The organism is Acidovorax sp. LjRoot74 (genome assembly GCF_964254355.1).
Lineage (GTDB): Bacteria > Pseudomonadota > Gammaproteobacteria > Burkholderiales > Burkholderiaceae_C > Acidovorax.
Genome location: NZ_CAXUTI020000001.1, coordinates 540,564 through 555,337 on the forward strand (window position 1 = coordinate 540,564; position 14,774 = coordinate 555,337).

The 14,774-nt window shown below is 67.0% G+C and carries 15 protein-coding genes; 5 read left to right on the forward strand and 10 right to left on the reverse strand.

All coding sequences use genetic code 11. The annotated features are described in order from the left end of the window. The first annotated feature begins 3 nt into the window (after window positions 1-3). Window positions 4-1,644, forward strand: coding sequence for a tannase/feruloyl esterase family alpha/beta hydrolase (locus tag ACSQ3O_RS02505; RefSeq protein WP_436137726.1), 1,641 nt, complete (start codon window positions 4-6; stop codon window positions 1,642-1,644). Window positions 1,645-1,699: 55 nt separating this feature from the next. On the opposite strand, the gene ACSQ3O_RS02510 is transcribed toward ACSQ3O_RS02505, so the two are convergent. The 4 genes from ACSQ3O_RS02510 to ACSQ3O_RS02525 all read right to left on the reverse strand — a co-directional run bounded on the left by ACSQ3O_RS02510 (window position 1,700) and on the right by ACSQ3O_RS02525 (window position 5,682). Further along, window positions 1,700-2,866 carry a mandelate racemase/muconate lactonizing enzyme family protein gene (locus ACSQ3O_RS02510; RefSeq protein WP_436137727.1) on the reverse strand — a complete coding sequence of 389 codons (1,167 nt, stop codon included), beginning with the start codon at window positions 2,864-2,866 and terminating at the stop codon, window positions 1,700-1,702. A 147-nt stretch (window positions 2,867-3,013) separates the two neighbouring features. Beyond that, window positions 3,014-3,712, reverse strand: a complete 699-nt coding sequence (locus ACSQ3O_RS02515; protein ID WP_436137728.1) for an SDR family NAD(P)-dependent oxidoreductase — start codon at window positions 3,710-3,712, stop codon at window positions 3,014-3,016. Continuing rightward, window positions 3,702-4,664, reverse strand: coding sequence for a Bug family tripartite tricarboxylate transporter substrate binding protein (locus tag ACSQ3O_RS02520; RefSeq protein WP_436137729.1), 963 nt, complete (start codon window positions 4,662-4,664; stop codon window positions 3,702-3,704). Before ACSQ3O_RS02520 ends, ACSQ3O_RS02515 begins: the two co-directional genes overlap by 11 nt. A gap of 79 nt (window positions 4,665-4,743) precedes the next feature. Then, window positions 4,744-5,682: a dihydrodipicolinate synthase family protein gene (locus tag ACSQ3O_RS02525; RefSeq protein WP_436137730.1), complete on the reverse strand. Its 939-nt coding sequence runs from the start codon at window positions 5,680-5,682 to the stop codon at window positions 4,744-4,746. Window positions 5,683-5,798: 116 nt separating this feature from the next. Between ACSQ3O_RS02525 and ACSQ3O_RS02530 the strand changes: the two genes are divergently transcribed. After that, window positions 5,799-6,746 (forward strand): LysR family transcriptional regulator, encoded by a 948-nt coding sequence (locus tag ACSQ3O_RS02530; protein ID WP_436137731.1) that lies wholly within the window; start codon window positions 5,799-5,801, stop codon window positions 6,744-6,746. A 32-nt stretch (window positions 6,747-6,778) separates the two neighbouring features. Here the strand turns inward: ACSQ3O_RS02530 and ACSQ3O_RS02535 are convergent, their stop codons facing one another. Beyond that, on the reverse strand, window positions 6,779-7,246 hold the full coding sequence (locus ACSQ3O_RS02535; RefSeq protein ID WP_436137732.1) for a DUF1348 family protein: 468 nt from the start codon (window positions 7,244-7,246) through the stop codon (window positions 6,779-6,781). Between the two features lie 89 nt (window positions 7,247-7,335). Here ACSQ3O_RS02535 and ACSQ3O_RS02540 point away from each other — a divergent pair, with 89 nt between their 5' ends. Next, the gene (locus tag ACSQ3O_RS02540) at window positions 7,336-7,944 is read left to right on the forward strand and encodes a TetR/AcrR family transcriptional regulator (RefSeq protein WP_436137733.1); all 609 of its coding nucleotides are present in this window, start codon (window positions 7,336-7,338) and stop codon (window positions 7,942-7,944) included. A 178-nt stretch (window positions 7,945-8,122) separates the two neighbouring features. Here the strand turns inward: ACSQ3O_RS02540 and ACSQ3O_RS02545 are convergent, their stop codons facing one another. Next, on the reverse strand, window positions 8,123-9,757 hold the full coding sequence (locus ACSQ3O_RS02545) for a wax ester/triacylglycerol synthase family O-acyltransferase (protein WP_436137734.1): 1,635 nt from the start codon (window positions 9,755-9,757) through the stop codon (window positions 8,123-8,125). A 149-nt stretch (window positions 9,758-9,906) separates the two neighbouring features. On the opposite strand from ACSQ3O_RS02545, the gene ACSQ3O_RS02550 reads away from it, so the two are divergent. Further along, complete coding sequence (locus ACSQ3O_RS02550; protein ID WP_063459276.1) at window positions 9,907-10,161, forward strand: acyl-CoA-binding protein; 255 nt, start codon at window positions 9,907-9,909, stop codon at window positions 10,159-10,161. A 65-nt stretch (window positions 10,162-10,226) separates the two neighbouring features. Here ACSQ3O_RS02550 and ACSQ3O_RS02555 read toward each other — a convergent pair whose 3' ends face one another. Continuing rightward, window positions 10,227-11,147 carry a hydroxymethylglutaryl-CoA lyase gene (locus ACSQ3O_RS02555; protein WP_436137735.1) on the reverse strand — a complete coding sequence of 307 codons (921 nt, stop codon included), beginning with the start codon at window positions 11,145-11,147 and terminating at the stop codon, window positions 10,227-10,229. Between the two features lie 201 nt (window positions 11,148-11,348). Here ACSQ3O_RS02555 and ACSQ3O_RS02560 point away from each other — a divergent pair, with 201 nt between their 5' ends. Then, entirely contained in the window at window positions 11,349-12,413 is a 1,065-nt protein-coding gene (locus ACSQ3O_RS02560) for an ornithine cyclodeaminase (RefSeq protein WP_436137736.1), read from the forward strand. Window positions 12,414-12,441: 28 nt separating this feature from the next. Here the strand turns inward: ACSQ3O_RS02560 and ACSQ3O_RS02565 are convergent, their stop codons facing one another. From ACSQ3O_RS02565 to ACSQ3O_RS02575, 3 genes are read right to left on the reverse strand one after another with little or no spacing between them, the layout of a single operon-like run. After that, a complete protein-coding gene (locus ACSQ3O_RS02565) occupies window positions 12,442-13,146 on the reverse strand; it encodes a nitroreductase (RefSeq protein WP_436137737.1) in 705 nt (234 codons plus the stop codon). A gap of 13 nt (window positions 13,147-13,159) precedes the next feature. Beyond that, window positions 13,160-13,567 (reverse strand): polyhydroxyalkanoic acid system family protein, encoded by a 408-nt coding sequence (locus ACSQ3O_RS02570; protein ID WP_436137738.1) that lies wholly within the window; start codon window positions 13,565-13,567, stop codon window positions 13,160-13,162. After that, the gene (locus ACSQ3O_RS02575; protein WP_436137739.1) at window positions 13,560-14,732 is read right to left on the reverse strand and encodes an aminopeptidase; all 1,173 of its coding nucleotides are present in this window, start codon (window positions 14,730-14,732) and stop codon (window positions 13,560-13,562) included. Before ACSQ3O_RS02575 ends, ACSQ3O_RS02570 begins: the two co-directional genes overlap by 8 nt. Window positions 14,733-14,774 lie beyond the last annotated feature (42 nt).

Consider the following 14,774-nt stretch of genomic DNA (forward strand, 5'->3'; position numbering starts at 1 on the left):
CGCATGTTCCCGACCCCCACCCGCGCCGCCCTGGCGTCCACCCACCGCGCCGCGCGCCCCGCCGGGCGATGGGCCACCCGCGCCCTGACCGGCCTGGGCACCATCGCCGCCCTGGCGCTGACCGCCTGTGGCGGTGGCAACGATGCCCCCGCGCCCCTGGCCAGCAAGCCGCTGGCCGAGGCCTGCTCCGCCTACACCTCTGCCACCTTGCCCCATGGCGCCAAGGTCACCCGCACCGAGTTGCGCAAGGCCGAGGGCACGCTGCTCGATGTCTGCATCGTGCGTGGCCAGATCGTGTCCTCGCCCGACTCCACAATCAACTGGGCCGTGGAGCTGCCCACGCTGGCGCAGTGGAACGGCAAGACGCTGACCATTGGCGGCGGCGGGCTCGATGGCTTCATCCCCACCGACGACCCGTGGTACCAGCAGCTTGTGGGTCCATCGGCTAACCCGTACGTCAAGATCAGTTCCGACTCGGGCCACCAAAGCCGGGGTTTCGAGTGGGCCAAGAGCGACGTGGCGCTGCGCAACCACGCGTTTGATGCCAACCATTTCGTGCTGGAGGTGGGCACGGCGATTGCCACTGAGTTCTACGGCAAGCGGCCCCTGCGGCGCTACCACATGGGCCATTCCAACGGCGGGCGCTCGGGCCTGATCTCCACCCAAAAGTACCCGCAGGACTACGACGGCGTGGTGGCCATGGAGCCCGCCATCAGCCAGCAGGCGCACCAGGTCAACCTGGGCCCCAACGTGATCCAGCACATCTTCAAGAACCGCGAAAACTGGCTCAGCCCTGCCAAGGTGGCGTTGTATGCCAAGGCCGAAACGGCCGCGTGCGACGGGCTCGACGGCCTCAAGGACGGCATCATCGGCAACGTCGAGGCCTGCAACTATGTGCCCACTGAGTTGCTGTGCAAGGGCGCCGACAGCGACACCTGCCTTACGGCCGGGCAGATCGAGACCATCCGCCTCATCTACTCCGACCACAAGACGCCCGTGACCCTTTCGCGTGGTGCGGTGGGCTATCCTCGCTACGGCCGGGGCGGTGCGGCCACCTCCGACTGGGAGTCGTACATGTTCGGCCCCCGCTTTGAGGCGCGCGAGTCCTTTAACCACATGGCCGTGACCGAGGCGGCACGCGTGGTCGAGGGCAACCCTACCGCCGACATCCTGCGCCACGACCCCACGCTGTACGCCGCGCAGTACCTGCGCCTGGCGCAGATGATCGACGGCACCGACCCGGATGTCTCGGCCTTTGCCGACAAGGGCGGCAAGCTGCTGATCTGGTACGGCCTGTCGGACACCTGTGTGTCGCTGTACCGCACGGCGGAATACTTTGATTCGGTGAAGCAGCGCCTGGGGGCCAGCAAGGTGCAGGGCTTTGCCCGCATGCTCACCTCACCCTCGGTCGGCCACAACCTGGACGGCCCGGGCACCGATCCGCTGTCCATCGACCTGCTTGCCGCGTTGGACGCCTGGGTGGAGAAGGGCAACGCACCCGACAAGCTGGTGGCCACGCAGTTTGCGCCCGGCACCCGCACACCCACGGCCCAGCGCCCGGTGTGCGAGTTTCCGAAGTTCCCGCGCTACAACGGCACGGGTGATCCAGCCAAGGCCGAGAGCTTTACCTGCTCTGCAACCTGAGTGACGGACGATGTCCAGAGTCCGCCACCCGTGCGGGTTCTGGCCGTCGGGCTTCTCAAGAAGCCAGCGCGCGCATCTCCGCAATCAGGTCCGACTTGCCTTCAAAGCCGATGCCCGGCAGCGGTGGCAGCGTGACGTAGCCGTTGTCCACCTTCACGCCGTCGGGGAAGCCGCCGTAAGGCTGGAACAGGTCGGGGTAGCTCTCGTTGCCGCCCAGGCCCAGGCCGGCGGCAATCGCCAGCGACATCTGGTGGCCGCCGTGCGGGATGCAGCGGCTGGGGGACCAGCCGTGTTCCTTGAGCATGTCCAGCGTGCGCAGGTATTCGACCAGGCCGTAGCTCAGTGCGCAGTCAAACTGCAGCCAGTCGCGGTCCTTGTGCATGCCGCCGTGGCGGATCAGGTTGCGCGCGTCCTGCATCGAGAACAGGTTCTCGCCCGTGGCCATGGGGCCTTGGTAGACCTCGCCCAGCTTCGCCTGCAGTTCGTAGTCCAGCGGGTCACCGGCTTCTTCGTACCAGAACAGCGGGTACTGCGACAGGGCCTTGCCGTACTCGATGGCGGTAGGCAGGTCGAACCGGCCGTTGGCGTCCACCGCCAACTGCTGGCCCGGGCCCAGGATCTTCAGCACGGACTCGATGCGCTCGCAGTCTTCGGCCAGCGTGGCGCCGCCGATCTTCATCTTGACCACCGAATAGCCGCGCGCCAGGTAGCTTTCCATTTCGCGCTGCAGCGCTTCGAGCCCCTTGCCGGGGTAGTAGTAGCCGCCGGCCGCGTAGACGAACACGCGCGGGTTGGGCGTGCCGTTGCCGTAGCGCTCGGCCAGCAGCTGGAACAGCGGCTTGCCCGCGATCTTGGCCGTGGCGTCCCACACCGCCATATCGATGGTGCCCACGGCCACCGAGCGCTCGCCGTGGCCCCCGGGCTTCTCATTGATCATCATGCGGGCCCAGGCCTTGTGTGGGTCCAGGTTCTCGCCGGTCTCATCCAGCAGGCTGGCGGGTTCGGCCTCCAGCACGCGCGGGATGAAGCGGTCGCGCATCAGCGCGCCCTGGCCGTAGCGGCCGTTGGAGTTGAAGCCGTAGCCGATCACCGGCTTGCCATCGCGGATCACATCGGTGACCACGGCCACGAGGCTGAGCGTCATCTTCGAGAAGTCGATGTAGGCGTTGCGGATGTCCGACTTGATCGGGCGGGTCGATTCGAGGATGTTGACGATCTTCATGGTGGTCGTATTGGTTGGCGGTTGATTGGGAATCTTTGAACTTGAACCCACCGTTCGGGCTGAGCCTGTCGAAGTCCTGCGCGCCGCTTCGACAGGCTCAGCGTGAACGGTTCAATGGGATGCATCCATAGATGAGAAAAAGGTGGATCAGCGGGCGAGCGACGAGCCTCCGCAGATCGCGATGTCTTGCCCCGTGATGGCGGCGGCAGGGGCGGAGAGAAGAAAGCCCACTAGCGCGGCGATCTCGGCCGGCTCGATCAGGCGGCCGATGGGCGGCAGGCGCGGCGCGCTGCCCTGGCGCGCGGGGTCGCTCAGCATGCCGGTGGCGGTGGCCGCAGGCGAGACCACGTTCACCGTCACGCCCTGTGCGGCCACCTCGGCCGCCCAGCTGCGCGCCAGCGCGATCAGCGCGGCCTTGGTCGCGGCGTACTGCCCGCGCCCGGCCATGCCCTGCGCCACGCGGCTGCCGATGAACACCACGCGGCCGCTGCCGCGCTCTGCCATCGCAGGCACGATGGCGTCGGCCAGGCGGGTGGCGGCGTCCACGTGCAGGCGCCACATCAGCTCGCCGCCCGCATGGTCGATCTGGCCCAGCGGCCCCACGCGCAGCACGCCGGCCGCATGGACCAGCGCGTCCACGCCGGGCAGCGTTGCGGCCACGCGGGCGATGTCTGCGCCATCGGCCAGGTTGACGGCTATGTGGGTGAAAGATGGATCGACGATGGACGGCTGTGCAACGTCCAGGCCGCTCACGCGCCAGCCGTTCGCCAGCAGCGATTCGGCGATGCTGCGGCCTATTCCGCTGCTGGCGCCAGTGACGACGGCAAGGCGGGCATTACTCGACACGGATGTTCCCTTCGGTCACGATTTTTTGCGACCGCTCCATGTCGCTGCGCTGGAACTTGGCAAAGTCCTCCACGCTGCCCGGGGTGGTCAGCAGGCCTTGTTCGCGCAGCTTGGGCGTCATCTCGGCCAGGGCCTTGTTCACCTCGGTGTTCAGCCTCTGCGTGATCTCCGCCGGCAGCTTGGCCGGGCCCCACAGGCCATACCAGCTGTAGAACTCGTAGCCCGGAATCGTCTCGCCCACCGTGGGCACGTCCGGCAGGCTGGCCGCGCGCTGGGCGGAGGTGACGGCCACCACGCGCAGCATGCCGCTCTTGTGGTACTGCAGCGAGCCGAGGATGGGGTCAATGAAGCCGTCGATCTGCCCGCCGATCAGGTCCTGGAAGGCCGGCGCCGTGCCCTTGTACGGCACGATCAGGTAGTCGAGCTGGCCCGCGCGCTTGAGCAGCTCGGTGGACAGGTGCCCGGCCGAGCCGATGGAGCCCACGGCGAAGGTCATCTTGCCCGGGTTGGCCTTGGCGTAGGCCATCAGCGACTTGATGTCGGTGACCGGCAGGTTCTTGTTGATGGCCACCGACAGCGGTGCCTTGGCCACCAGCGCCACGGGCGTGAAGTCCTTGACCACGCCATAGGGCACGGACTTCATGGTCATGGGCGCGGTGGTGAAGGTGGATGCGTTGAACAGCAGCGTGTAGCCGTCGGCCTGGGCCTTGGCCACCACATCGCCGCCGATCACGCCGTTGCCACCGGGCTTGTTCTCGACGATGAAGTTCTGGCCCATCTGCTCGCCGAGTTTTTGCGCGAGCTGGCGGCCCACGGTGTCCAACGTGCCGCCCGGCGGAAAGGGGATGATCACCCGCACCGGCTTGGTGGGGTAAGCCTGTGCCAAGGCGCTGACCGCCATGGCGAGCATGGCGGCGCCGAAGGCGGTGCGAAGGAAGGTTTTGCGTTGCATGGTGTCTTGTCTCCTTGTCGGTTTTGTTGTGTGCCATCCCGACGCGGGGGACTCAAAATCCCCCGCGCTTCGCAGTCGCTCAGCGCTTGAGCAGGCCGGCCTGCTTCACCGCAGCGCGCAGGGCCTCGACTTCCTTCGCGTTGGGCGCCTCGGTCGGTGGGCGCACGGTGGCGTCGTCCAGCACGCCGGCCAGGTACATGCCGCCCTTCATGCGGGCGTGGGCCTCGCCGGTGGGCTCGCCGCCGCCGTACACGGCGTCCTTCAGGGGCGTGATGACGGCCTGCACGGCCATGGCCTTCTTCAGGTCACCGGCCTTGACGGCGTTCCACAGGTCGATGATGAGCTGCGGAATGAAGGTGGCAAAGCCCACCAAGGCGCCGTCCACGCCCTGCACCATCGAGGCCAGCAGGTACTCGTCGTGGCAGGTCAGGATGGCCTTGGAGGCATCGGCCTCGCGGATCGCCTGGATGTCGCGGGCGTACTTGTTCATGTCACGCTGGCCCACCTTGAAGGCCTGCAGGTAGGGCAGCTTCGCCAGGTCGGCCAGCAGCTGCGAGGAGTACGAGGCACGCGTCCAGGCGGGATAGACGTGGCAGACCAGGTCGGCGTTGGGCGCGGCCTCGTGGATGGCCTCGAAGTACTGCAGCGCATGGCCGGGCGTGAAGCCAAAGCGCAGCCAGTGGTGCGGTGGCATCACATCCAGCGCGACGGCGCCCGCTTCGACGGCTGCGCGGGCATGGTCGGCCGCATCCTTCAGGCCTTCGCAGACGATGGACGAGATGACGGGCATGCGCCCCTTGAGCTCGTCGGCCACGATGCGGGTGACCTCGGCGCGCTCGGCCGGCGTGAGGGAGAACACCTCGCCGGTGTGGCCGTTGGTCATGATGGCCACCACACCCTCGTGGCTCGCCAGCCAGGATGCGAGCTTGCGCAGCGCGGGCTCGTCGATGCGGTGGTCGGGGGTGAAGGGGCACGAGATGGCGGGGATGATCCCGCGATAATTCGAGATGGCAGGCATGCTTTTTTGTCTCCGTGTTGGAAAGCTGGTGAACGATGGGGTGGATCATTTCCGACCCCGCGCCAGCGGTCCAATACTCGAATCGCATACAACTATCGCAAGGCAGGAAGCAACCCATGGGACCGGGCAACCGACCGCTGGATCTGGAGTGGCTGGAGGACTTTCTGGCGCTCGCGGAGACCGGCAATTTCTCGCGCGCCGCCGAGGCCCGTGCCATTGCCCAGCCCGCCTTCAGCCGCCATATCCGCGCGCTGGAGGACTGGGTGGGCGTGGAGCTGTTTGACCGCAGCGCGCACCCTGCGGCGCTCACGCCGGCTGGGCAGCGCTTTCTGCCGCTGCTGGAAACCATCCTGGCCAACCTGGAGGCCGCGCGCATCAAGGCCCGCGCCGCACACGATCTGGCCGCCGCCAGCCTGCGCTTTGCGGCCACGCATGTGCTGTCGCTCACCTTCTTCCCTCGCTGGCTGGTGGGCATGGAGGCGCGGCTGCAGATCGGCCCCATCCAGACGATGTCTGACAGCTCCCAGGCTTGTGAAGACCTGATGTTGCAGCGCCGCGTGCAGTTTGTGCTGTGCCATGGCCACGCGGAAGTGCCGGGGCGCCTGGACGAGGCGCAGTACCCCCTGTGCCGCCTCGCGGACGACCTGTTGCTGCCGGTCAGTGCCCCGCTGCCGGGCGGCGCAGCGGGCCAGCCGTTGCATGCCCTGGGTCAGCAGGCCTCGGTGCCCGTGCTGGCCTACAGCGAAGCATCGGGCCTGGGCCGCATCATGCGGGCACGCATGCGCAGGGTGTTTACCGAAGGCGCTGATGGCCCGGTGGCCGTGGTGTTCACCGCGCACCATGCGGTGTTGCTCAAGACCATGGCCCAGGAAGGGCGGGGCGTGGCCTGGCTGCCAGAAAGCCTGATTGCCCACGAACTGCGCGCTGGCACCCTGGTGGTGGCGGGGGGCGCCGACTGGAACGTGCCTGTGCAGATCCGCCTGTACCGCCAGCGCGCCGAGATGTCGCCAGTGGCAGAGGCCTTGTGGGAACTGGCGGCGGTGCAGGTGACGCCGCAGCCCTGATCGCCTGCCGCCCCCCGGCGGGCGGCTGGCTTTTAAAGCCCCAGTTCGCTCAGCCCTGGATGGTCGTCCGGCCGGCGCCCCAGGGGCCAGAAGAACAGCCGGTCTGCGGCCTGGATGGGGCGGTCGTTGATGCTCGCGTGGCGCACGGCCATCAGGCCATCGTCGTTGAACTCCCAGTTCTCGTTGCCGTAACTGCGGAACCACTGGCCTGCGTCGTCATGCCATTCGTAGGCGAACCGCACGGCGATGCGGTGGCCGCTGAATGCCCACAGCTCCTTGATGAGGCGGTAGTCCAGTTCGCGCGCCCACTTGCGCTCCAGCAGCTGCCGGGCGGCGTCGCGGCCCACAGGAAACTCGGCGCGGTTGCGCCAGCGTGTGTCCTCGGTATAGGCCAGGGCCACGCGGGCAGGGTCGCGCGAGTTCCAGCCGTCTTCGGCCAGGCGCACCTTCTGGACGGCGGTGTGTTGTGTGAACGGGGGCAAAGGTGGGCGTGTTTCCATGGAGTCCTCCGGGGTCAAGGGTTGATGTAGACAGGTCTGTCTACTCGCAATCATAACAACATGTAGACAGACTTGTCTACAATTGGTTGATGACCTTTGATCCCCTCCCTCCTGGCTGGCAAGACCTGCCCGCCCGAGACCGCCTGCTGCACACGGCCCACGCGCTGTTCTACCGGGATGGCATCCGCGCCACGGGCATCGACCGCGTGATCGCGGAGTCCGGCGTGACCAAGGTGACCTTCTACCGGCATTTCCCAAGCAAGAACGACCTGATCTGTGCGTACCTGGAGTACCGGCACACAGGCTGGATGGCCTGGTTTGCCGACGCGCTGCAGCGCCATGCGCACGCGCTGCCTGCAGGCACGGACCGCACGCGGGCATTGGCGCCCGCCCTGGCTGAATGGTTGGGCAGCGAGCACTTTCGGGGCTGCGCCTTCATCAACAGCGTGAGCGAGCTGGCAGATACCGTGCCCGAGGTGTTGGAGATTGCGCAGCGCCACAAGCGCGACATGACGGCGTTGCTGGCGGACTTGCTGCCTGCGCCGGCCCAGCGTGCGCAAGATGCGCAGGCGCTCACGCTGGTGGTGGAGGGCGCCATCGTGCGCGTGCAGATGGGCGAACCCGTCAAGGCGGTGGTCGCCGCAGTGTCCCACCTTGTGGGAGCCTTGGTACCTGCGCCGTCTCCTCGCAACGTGTAGGCATTGCACGCTGACACAAAGCGTGCAGACGGAGCTTGCGTTTGCAGTCCAGCCGGTGGCCCAGCGCATTGCTTTTGCGCCCCCGCCTGGCGCGCACTATTCGGGCCTGCTGGATGTTTTATTCATCGACGACAGTGCGCAACCTACCAGTGCGCTGGGGGCCACGGCCCAGAGGCGGCTATTCACCCCACGGCAGCATCAGCGTGAGCAGTGACAGTTGGTCAAACTCGGGCGCAAAGGCGTCGATGATCAGTTGGGGCTCGGGGCATAAGGTGGTGTCGGTGATCACACCAAACTGCACGCCACCGCCGTAGCTGAGGATGGACACCCCCAGGCCGATGTCGCCCGACTGCGGTACCCAGAACATGCACTGCGTGACACGCGAGCCACACAGCGTGAGCTGTTCCTTGGGGCCGGGCACGTTGGTCATCACCGCCGTGGTCTTGCGGCCAAACAGGTTGAGCAGCGCGTCCTGCGCGGGCTTGATCATCAGCCCCGCCACGGCCAGCATCGCAAACGCCAGGATGGGCTGGGTGCTGCCCTTGAGCGCGTTCATGCGCCTGCGCACTTCGTACACGCGCTCGATGGGGTTGGCCACGCCAATCGGCAGCACCAGCGGCACCAGGCCAAAGCGGTTGCCCAGCTTCCACGCCTCTTCCATGGGGCGCAGGTTCACGGGGATCATGGCGCGGATTTCCTGGCCCGTGGGGTCGTCACCCTGGCTGCGCAGGTAGCCGCCGATGGCGCCCGCCACACACGACAGCAGCACATCGTTGATGGAGCAGTTCAGCGCCTTGCCGATGGCCTTGACCTCTTCGAGCGGAATCGGCGGGCACCAGGCCACGCGCTTGGCGCTGCCGGGCTGGCCTTTGAGGCGGGTGGGTGAGTCGTCGGGCATAAGCGCCAAGGCAGCGGCATCGCTGACAAGCTGGTAGGCAACGCGGGCCATGTCGGCCGTGCCCGAGAGTCCATGCTGCATGGCCTTTTCCGGGTCGCCCAGGATCTGCAGGGATTTGGCCGCACTGTCGCCTGCCAGGTCCAGCGCCTTCACGGTGAGGCCAGTGAAGGGCTTGATCAGAGTGTCAGCTATCCAGTCTTCGGCGGTGGCGGCTTCCTTGTCGGCCCGCGCCTTGCGCTTGGGGGGCTCCGAACCACCATCTACCAGCGACATGGTCACCGAGATGAGGGCGATGCCGTCGGCAATGCAGTGGTGGATGCGCACGATGAGTGCGCTGCCTTTCGCGCCGTCGTCACCCACAAAGTCTTCGATCAGGTGCATCTGCCACAGCGGGCGGCGGGTATCGAGCGGCTGCATGGCGAGTTCACCCACGCGGTCCTGCAGTGCGCGCTGCATGCTGTGGCCTTTGCGGTGGGGCAGCTTTTCGCGCAGCACATGGGCGGCGATGTCGAAGCCCTTGTCCTCCACCCAGGTAGCGCCCGCCGCGTCTTCCACCACCCGCTGGCGAAAGCGTGGGTACTGCAGCAGACGCTGCTGTACGCGTTCGCACAGCGCCTCCCAGGTGATGCCAGGCGAGAGGGTCCACACGCCGTTGATCATCATCAGGTTGCTGCTCGAATCCATGCGCAGCCAGGCGGTATCCACCTTGCTCATGCGTTCGCCCGACAGGCCCAACATGCCGGTGGCCGCGCGGCGCACGTTCTTCTGGACCACGGTGGCGGCTTTGCGGGCTGCGGGGGGCAAGGCCTGGGCGGCCTTGCGTGCCACCTCGGGGGCCTGGTCGCGCACCTTGCGCAAGGGGTTCTGGCCATTGCCGGGCGCGGCTTTGCTGGGGGCTGGAATGCGGGTCACCATCAGATGTACACCTATTGTTTGATTTTTGGGGGCTTGCCTCTATGGATTGAGCGGCCCCGGGCCATGCTCAGCCCGTAAGATACAACGCAGCAAACCCTTGCCGACACCGTTTTTTCCCTCCCCCCAAACATTCCCAGGAGCACACTGACATGGCCGACCTCAACGCCACCTTCGAAGCCGCTGTGGCCAATTCCAAGAACCTGAGCGAGCGTCCCGACAACGCCACGCTGCTCAAGATCTATGCGCTGTACAAGCAGGCTACCGCCGGGGACAACAGCGAGAAGAAGCCCAGCTTCTCCGACATGGTGGGCCGCGCCAAGTGGGACGCCTGGGAAAAGCTCAAGGGCACGGGCGCCGATGAAGCCAAGCAGCAGTATGTGGACCTGATCACCTCGCTGAGCTGATACGGCGGGTCTCTCCAAAGAAAAAGGCGACCAAGGTCGCCTTTTTCTTTGGGGGCAACGGCGGTCTAACGCTGAACCCACCCCTTGGGCAGCCCTGCTTCCGGCGTCATGCCGTAGACCGGTTCGCCCGGCAGCCCGGCCTGCAGCGGCGCGCGTGCGGCCATCAGGCGCTCCAGGTCCACTCCTGTGGTGATGCCCATGGCCTCAAACATGAACACCAGGTCTTCGGTCACCACATTGCCCGAGGCGCCGGGCGCATAGGGGCAACCGCCCAGGCCGCCCAGCGACGCATCAAAGGTGCGCACCCCCACGTCGTAGGCCGCCAGGCAGTTGGCCAGGCCCAGGCCCCGGGTGTTGTGCATGTGGGCCGCCCCGGCCTTGGCGCCGAGCTCGGCGCGCAGGCGTGTGAACAGGCGGCGCACCTGGGCCGGGTTGGCCATGCCGGTGGTGTCCGACAAGCCCACCTCGTCGGCACCCGCCTCGGCACACAGGCCGGCGAGCCAGATCACATCGTCCTCGGGCACCGCGCCTTGCAGCGTGCAGCCAAAGGCGGTGGACAGCCCCACCTCCACCAGCACGCCGGGTGCCTGCGCGTCACGCAGCTGGGCCACGGCACGCACCTCTTCGACCATGGCCTCGCGCGTCTTGCGCACATTGGCCAGCGAATGGGCGGCGCTGGCCGACACCGGCAGCGTGACCTTGTGCACCCCGGCCGCCAGCGCCGCCTCGGCCCCGCGCAGGTTGGGCGCCAGCGCCATCACGGTGATGCCGGGGTGGGTGAGCGCGTGGCGCACCACCTCGGCGACATCGGCCATCTGGGGCAGCAGGCGGGCGGGCACGAACGAACCCACTTCGATCTCGCGCAGGCCCGCAGCCACCAGCGCGTCGATCCAGCGCAGCTTGTGGGCGGTGGGCATGGTGGCCTGGACGGACTGCAGGCCGTCGCGTGGGCCGACTTCGCTGATGAGGATTTCTGGGGGCGTCATGGTGCGGGGCGAGTCAAGCCGCAGAGGATAGCGCGCGGGTGGCGTGGGGGCATGTCTTGGGGCTTTTGAGCAAAGTGACAGTTGGGGCTGCCATACCGGCAAACAGCCCAGCAATATGCGGCAGTTTGGGCGATTCCTATTGTTCTGGCGCTTCGGGACACTGCCTGGAAACACATTCCTTCGAATCTGGAGACAAACACCATGGCTGCCCCCCAGCACTTTTCCACCCTGTACCTCAGCGCCCCCGATGTGATCGCTTTGGTGCAGCACAAGGGTGTCGAGCCCTGCCTGCGCGGTATCGCTGACTACATCCAGGCTGACTTCCTGCGGTGGGGCATGTTCGACAAATCGGCACGGCTAGCGAGCCACTCGCGCGACGGTGTAATCGAACTCATGCCGATTGCCGACGACCAGACCTATGCGTTCAAGTACGTCAACGGCCACCCCAAGAACACGCGCTGGGGCCTGTCCACGGTGATGGCGTTTGGCGTGCTGGCCGATGTGGCCACGGGCGCGCCGCTGCTGCTGAGCGAACTCACCCTCACCACCGCGCTGCGCACCGCCGCCATGTCGGCCGTGGCCGCCCGGGCGCTGGCACGCCCCGGTGCCCGCACCATGGCGCTGATCGGCAACGGTGCGCAGAGCGAGTTCCAGGCGCTGGCCTTTCACCATCTGCTGGGCATCGACACCCTGCGCCTGTTCGACACCGACCCTAGTGCGACGGCCAAGCTGCGGGCCAACTTGCAAAGCACGGCGGGCCTGCGCACCGTGGCCTGCGCCAGCACGGCCGAGGCCGTGCGTGGCGCCGACATCGTGACCACGGTGACGGCCGACAAAACCGACGCCACCATCCTCACGCCCGACATGCTCACCCCCGGCATGCACATCAACGCGGTGGGTGGCGACTGCCCCGGAAAGACCGAGCTGCATGCCGACGTGTTGCGCCGGGCCCAGGTGTTCGTGGAATACGCGCCGCAGACGCGCATCGAAGGCGACATCCAGCAGCTGCCGCCTGACTTTGCGGTGACCGAGCTGTGGGAGGTGCTGGCGGGCCAGCACGGCGGGCGCGCGAGCGATGCGGCGGTGACGGTGTTCGACTCCGTGGGCTTTGCGCTGGAGGACTTTTCTGCGCTGCGCTTCTTGCGCGACGCGGCGGCCGAACTGGGCATGGGCCAGCCCATCGAACTCATCCCTCAGCTGTCAGACCCCAAGAACCTGTTTGGGTTGCTGCATACACGCAGTCCCATGCTGCGCGTTGTGGCCTGACGCCCGTCAGGTCCCGCCTCTCGGCGTCTCAGTCCTTCCACACCACACTGCTGGCCGGGTCGGCGCGCGTGGTGCGGAAGTGATTGGCCGGGTGCGCTGGGTCTGCCATCCCGAACGAGATGCCACAGACGATGCTGCGGTCGTCACCAATGCCCAGCACCTCGCGCAGCACGCCGGGGTAGGACGCGAGCGCAGCCTGTGCGATGGAGCCCACGCCCAGGCTGTGCGCGGCCAGCATGAAGTTGCTCACATACGCGCCGCAGTCCACCGCGCCATACACGCCCAGGGCCTCGTCGCTGGTGACGATGGCCACATGCGGTGCGCCAAACATGGTGAAGTTCTGCGCCGCCTGGCGCGCCGAAGCTTCGCGGTCGCCCTTGGCAATGCCCAGGGCTTCGTACAGGCCCCAGCCGCATTCGCGCCGCCGCTCCTGGTACACGCCCTGGTACTCGCGCGGCCAGGGCAGGTCGGGCTGGGGCGCAGCGGCGACCATGTGGGATTGCAGGGCACTGCGCAGACGCTCCAGCGTGGCGCCGCTGGCAATGGTGAGCTGCCAGGGCTGCGCATTGCACCACGAGGCCGTGCGCTGCGCGGTGGCCAGGATGGCTTCGATGGTGCTGCGCGGCAGCGGCTCGGGCAGAAAGGCGCGGCAGCTGTAGCGGGTGTGCAGCAGCGTGGAGAGGGTGTCAAACGCCGGGCTGTGGGCGGTAGCCTCGTTCGCAGGGGATGTCATGGCGGTGGCCCGGCTAGGCCTTCTTGGCCTTCGCGGCGGTTTTCGCCGCGGCCTTGGGGGCGGGCTTGCCAGCATCCGTGTCTGCCGCCGCTTTCTTCTTGTCGGCCGCTGGCTTCTTGGCGCCGGGGTGCGGCGCATTGAGCAGTGCATCCAGCTGTTCGCCAATCTCGGCTTCGATGCGGTCCTTGAAGGCGCCCAGCAAAAAGCCCAGCTGGGCCTTCATCTCGAACTGGTGGGCATTCACCAGCAGCGTGCCTTTGACGCCGGTGCGGGTGAAGGTGAGCAGGTCTTCCTTCTCGCCCTCTTCGTAGGTGCATTCCATGTCGAATTTTTCTTCGGCCTTCTCGGCCCAGGAGAAGGCGACCTTGCGGGCTTCCTTGAAGCCGAGGTGGTGTTCGCGGTGGATATGAATGTCAGGCACCGGCTGTCTCCTTGAGGTGTTGTGGGTCAGGTAAAAGGGCGCGCAGGGCCTCGTGCCGCTCGGGCTGGGGCTGCTGCGTCAGTTGTCGTACGGCATCATAAAACCGGGGCCAGTCGCGGCCCTCACGTTCGAACAAGGCCTCGAATGCGGGCACCAGTTCGTCGTAGGCGGCCTGGGCCGCAAAGCTGGCGTTGTTGGCCTGGGCCACCCAGCGGTCGTAGCCTGCCACCTGGGCGGTGGTGGCCTGGGGTGCACCACCGCCAGTTGGGCTGAGCCAGCGCTCGCGCAGCGCCGCGTAATCTGCGCGGAAACGCTGCATTGCTTCAGTTTTGATAGCTAAAAGAGCTTGCTCATCGCGCGCAGCGGCCTCTTTTTGCTCATAAATGGCGGCCAGTTGAGCTCGTGTGGCACGGGTCAGGGCGCGGAAGGCGCCGCGCCGCGCCTCGTTGGTGGCATAGGCCTCGTGCGCGGCGGGGGGGGACTGCGTGGCCAGCCACTGCGCCACGCCGATGCGCTCCACCGCCGTGGCGAAGGATTCGTTGAACAAGGTGTCGTTTTGGGCATAGACCACCTGGTGCGCCAGCTCGTGGAATAGCAGGCGCACAAAGTCGCCCTCGGGCCAGGCGATGAAGGTGGACAGCAGCGGGTCGCCGCCCGCCCAGTTCATGTAGCCCAGTGTGGAGTACGCGGGCACGCCGTACACCTCCACCTCCAGGCCCTGCGCGGCCAGCTCGGCGGCCTCGGCCTGCGCTGCGGCCTCGGTGAAGTAGCCCCGGTAGCCGATGCAGCCCGTGACCGGAAAGCACCAGGTGTGCAGCGTCAGCGAAAAGGGTGGTGCGGCGACCACGTTCCACACGGCGGCGGGGCGTTTGAGGTCGGCATAGCGGCGGTAGCTGGCGTTGTCGGGAAGGCCGAGTTCCGCCACTGCAAAGGCCCGCGCACGTTGCGCCAGCTGCAGCCGCTCGCGCAGGGCGGGCGAGATGTCCTTGCGCGCCACCCAGTCGTCAATGGGTTCTGCCGCATGCAGGATCTGCATGTGCCCCCGCAGCGACTGCCAGTAGTAGCCCCACGCGTTGGAAGGGCCGGTGGTGCTGGCGCAGCCGGTCAGCACCAGGCACAACATCAGGCTGAAAGTGGTCTGCAGTCGGGAAAGTGGCTGGCGCATGCAGCGCAGTTTATGGGCAGATCGGGCCCTTTGTGCTCGCCC

Excerpts from the sequence above, each read along its gene's own strand:
- ACSQ3O_RS02505 (WP_436137726.1), top strand. The coding sequence starts at position 4 with ATGTTCCCGACCCCCACCCGCGCCGCCCTGGCGTCCACCCACCGCGCC.
- ACSQ3O_RS02510 (WP_436137727.1), bottom strand. The coding sequence starts at position 2,866 with ATGAAGATCGTCAACATCCTCGAATCGACCCGCCCGATCAAGTCGGAC.
- ACSQ3O_RS02520 (WP_436137729.1), bottom strand. The coding sequence starts at position 4,664 with ATGCAACGCAAAACCTTCCTTCGCACCGCCTTCGGCGCCGCCATGCTC.
- ACSQ3O_RS02525 (WP_436137730.1), bottom strand. The coding sequence starts at position 5,682 with ATGCCTGCCATCTCGAATTATCGCGGGATCATCCCCGCCATCTCGTGC.
- ACSQ3O_RS02530 (WP_436137731.1), top strand. The coding sequence starts at position 5,799 with ATGGGACCGGGCAACCGACCGCTGGATCTGGAGTGGCTGGAGGACTTT.
- ACSQ3O_RS02535 (WP_436137732.1), bottom strand. The coding sequence starts at position 7,246 with ATGGAAACACGCCCACCTTTGCCCCCGTTCACACAACACACCGCCGTC.
- ACSQ3O_RS02540 (WP_436137733.1), top strand. The coding sequence starts at position 7,336 with ATGACCTTTGATCCCCTCCCTCCTGGCTGGCAAGACCTGCCCGCCCGA.
- ACSQ3O_RS02545 (WP_436137734.1), bottom strand. The coding sequence starts at position 9,757 with ATGGTGACCCGCATTCCAGCCCCCAGCAAAGCCGCGCCCGGCAATGGC.
- ACSQ3O_RS02550 (WP_063459276.1), top strand. The coding sequence starts at position 9,907 with ATGGCCGACCTCAACGCCACCTTCGAAGCCGCTGTGGCCAATTCCAAG.
- ACSQ3O_RS02555 (WP_436137735.1), bottom strand. The coding sequence starts at position 11,147 with ATGACGCCCCCAGAAATCCTCATCAGCGAAGTCGGCCCACGCGACGGC.
- ACSQ3O_RS02560 (WP_436137736.1), top strand. The coding sequence starts at position 11,349 with ATGGCTGCCCCCCAGCACTTTTCCACCCTGTACCTCAGCGCCCCCGAT.
- ACSQ3O_RS02565 (WP_436137737.1), bottom strand. The coding sequence starts at position 13,146 with ATGACATCCCCTGCGAACGAGGCTACCGCCCACAGCCCGGCGTTTGAC.
- ACSQ3O_RS02575 (WP_436137739.1), bottom strand. The coding sequence starts at position 14,732 with ATGCGCCAGCCACTTTCCCGACTGCAGACCACTTTCAGCCTGATGTTG.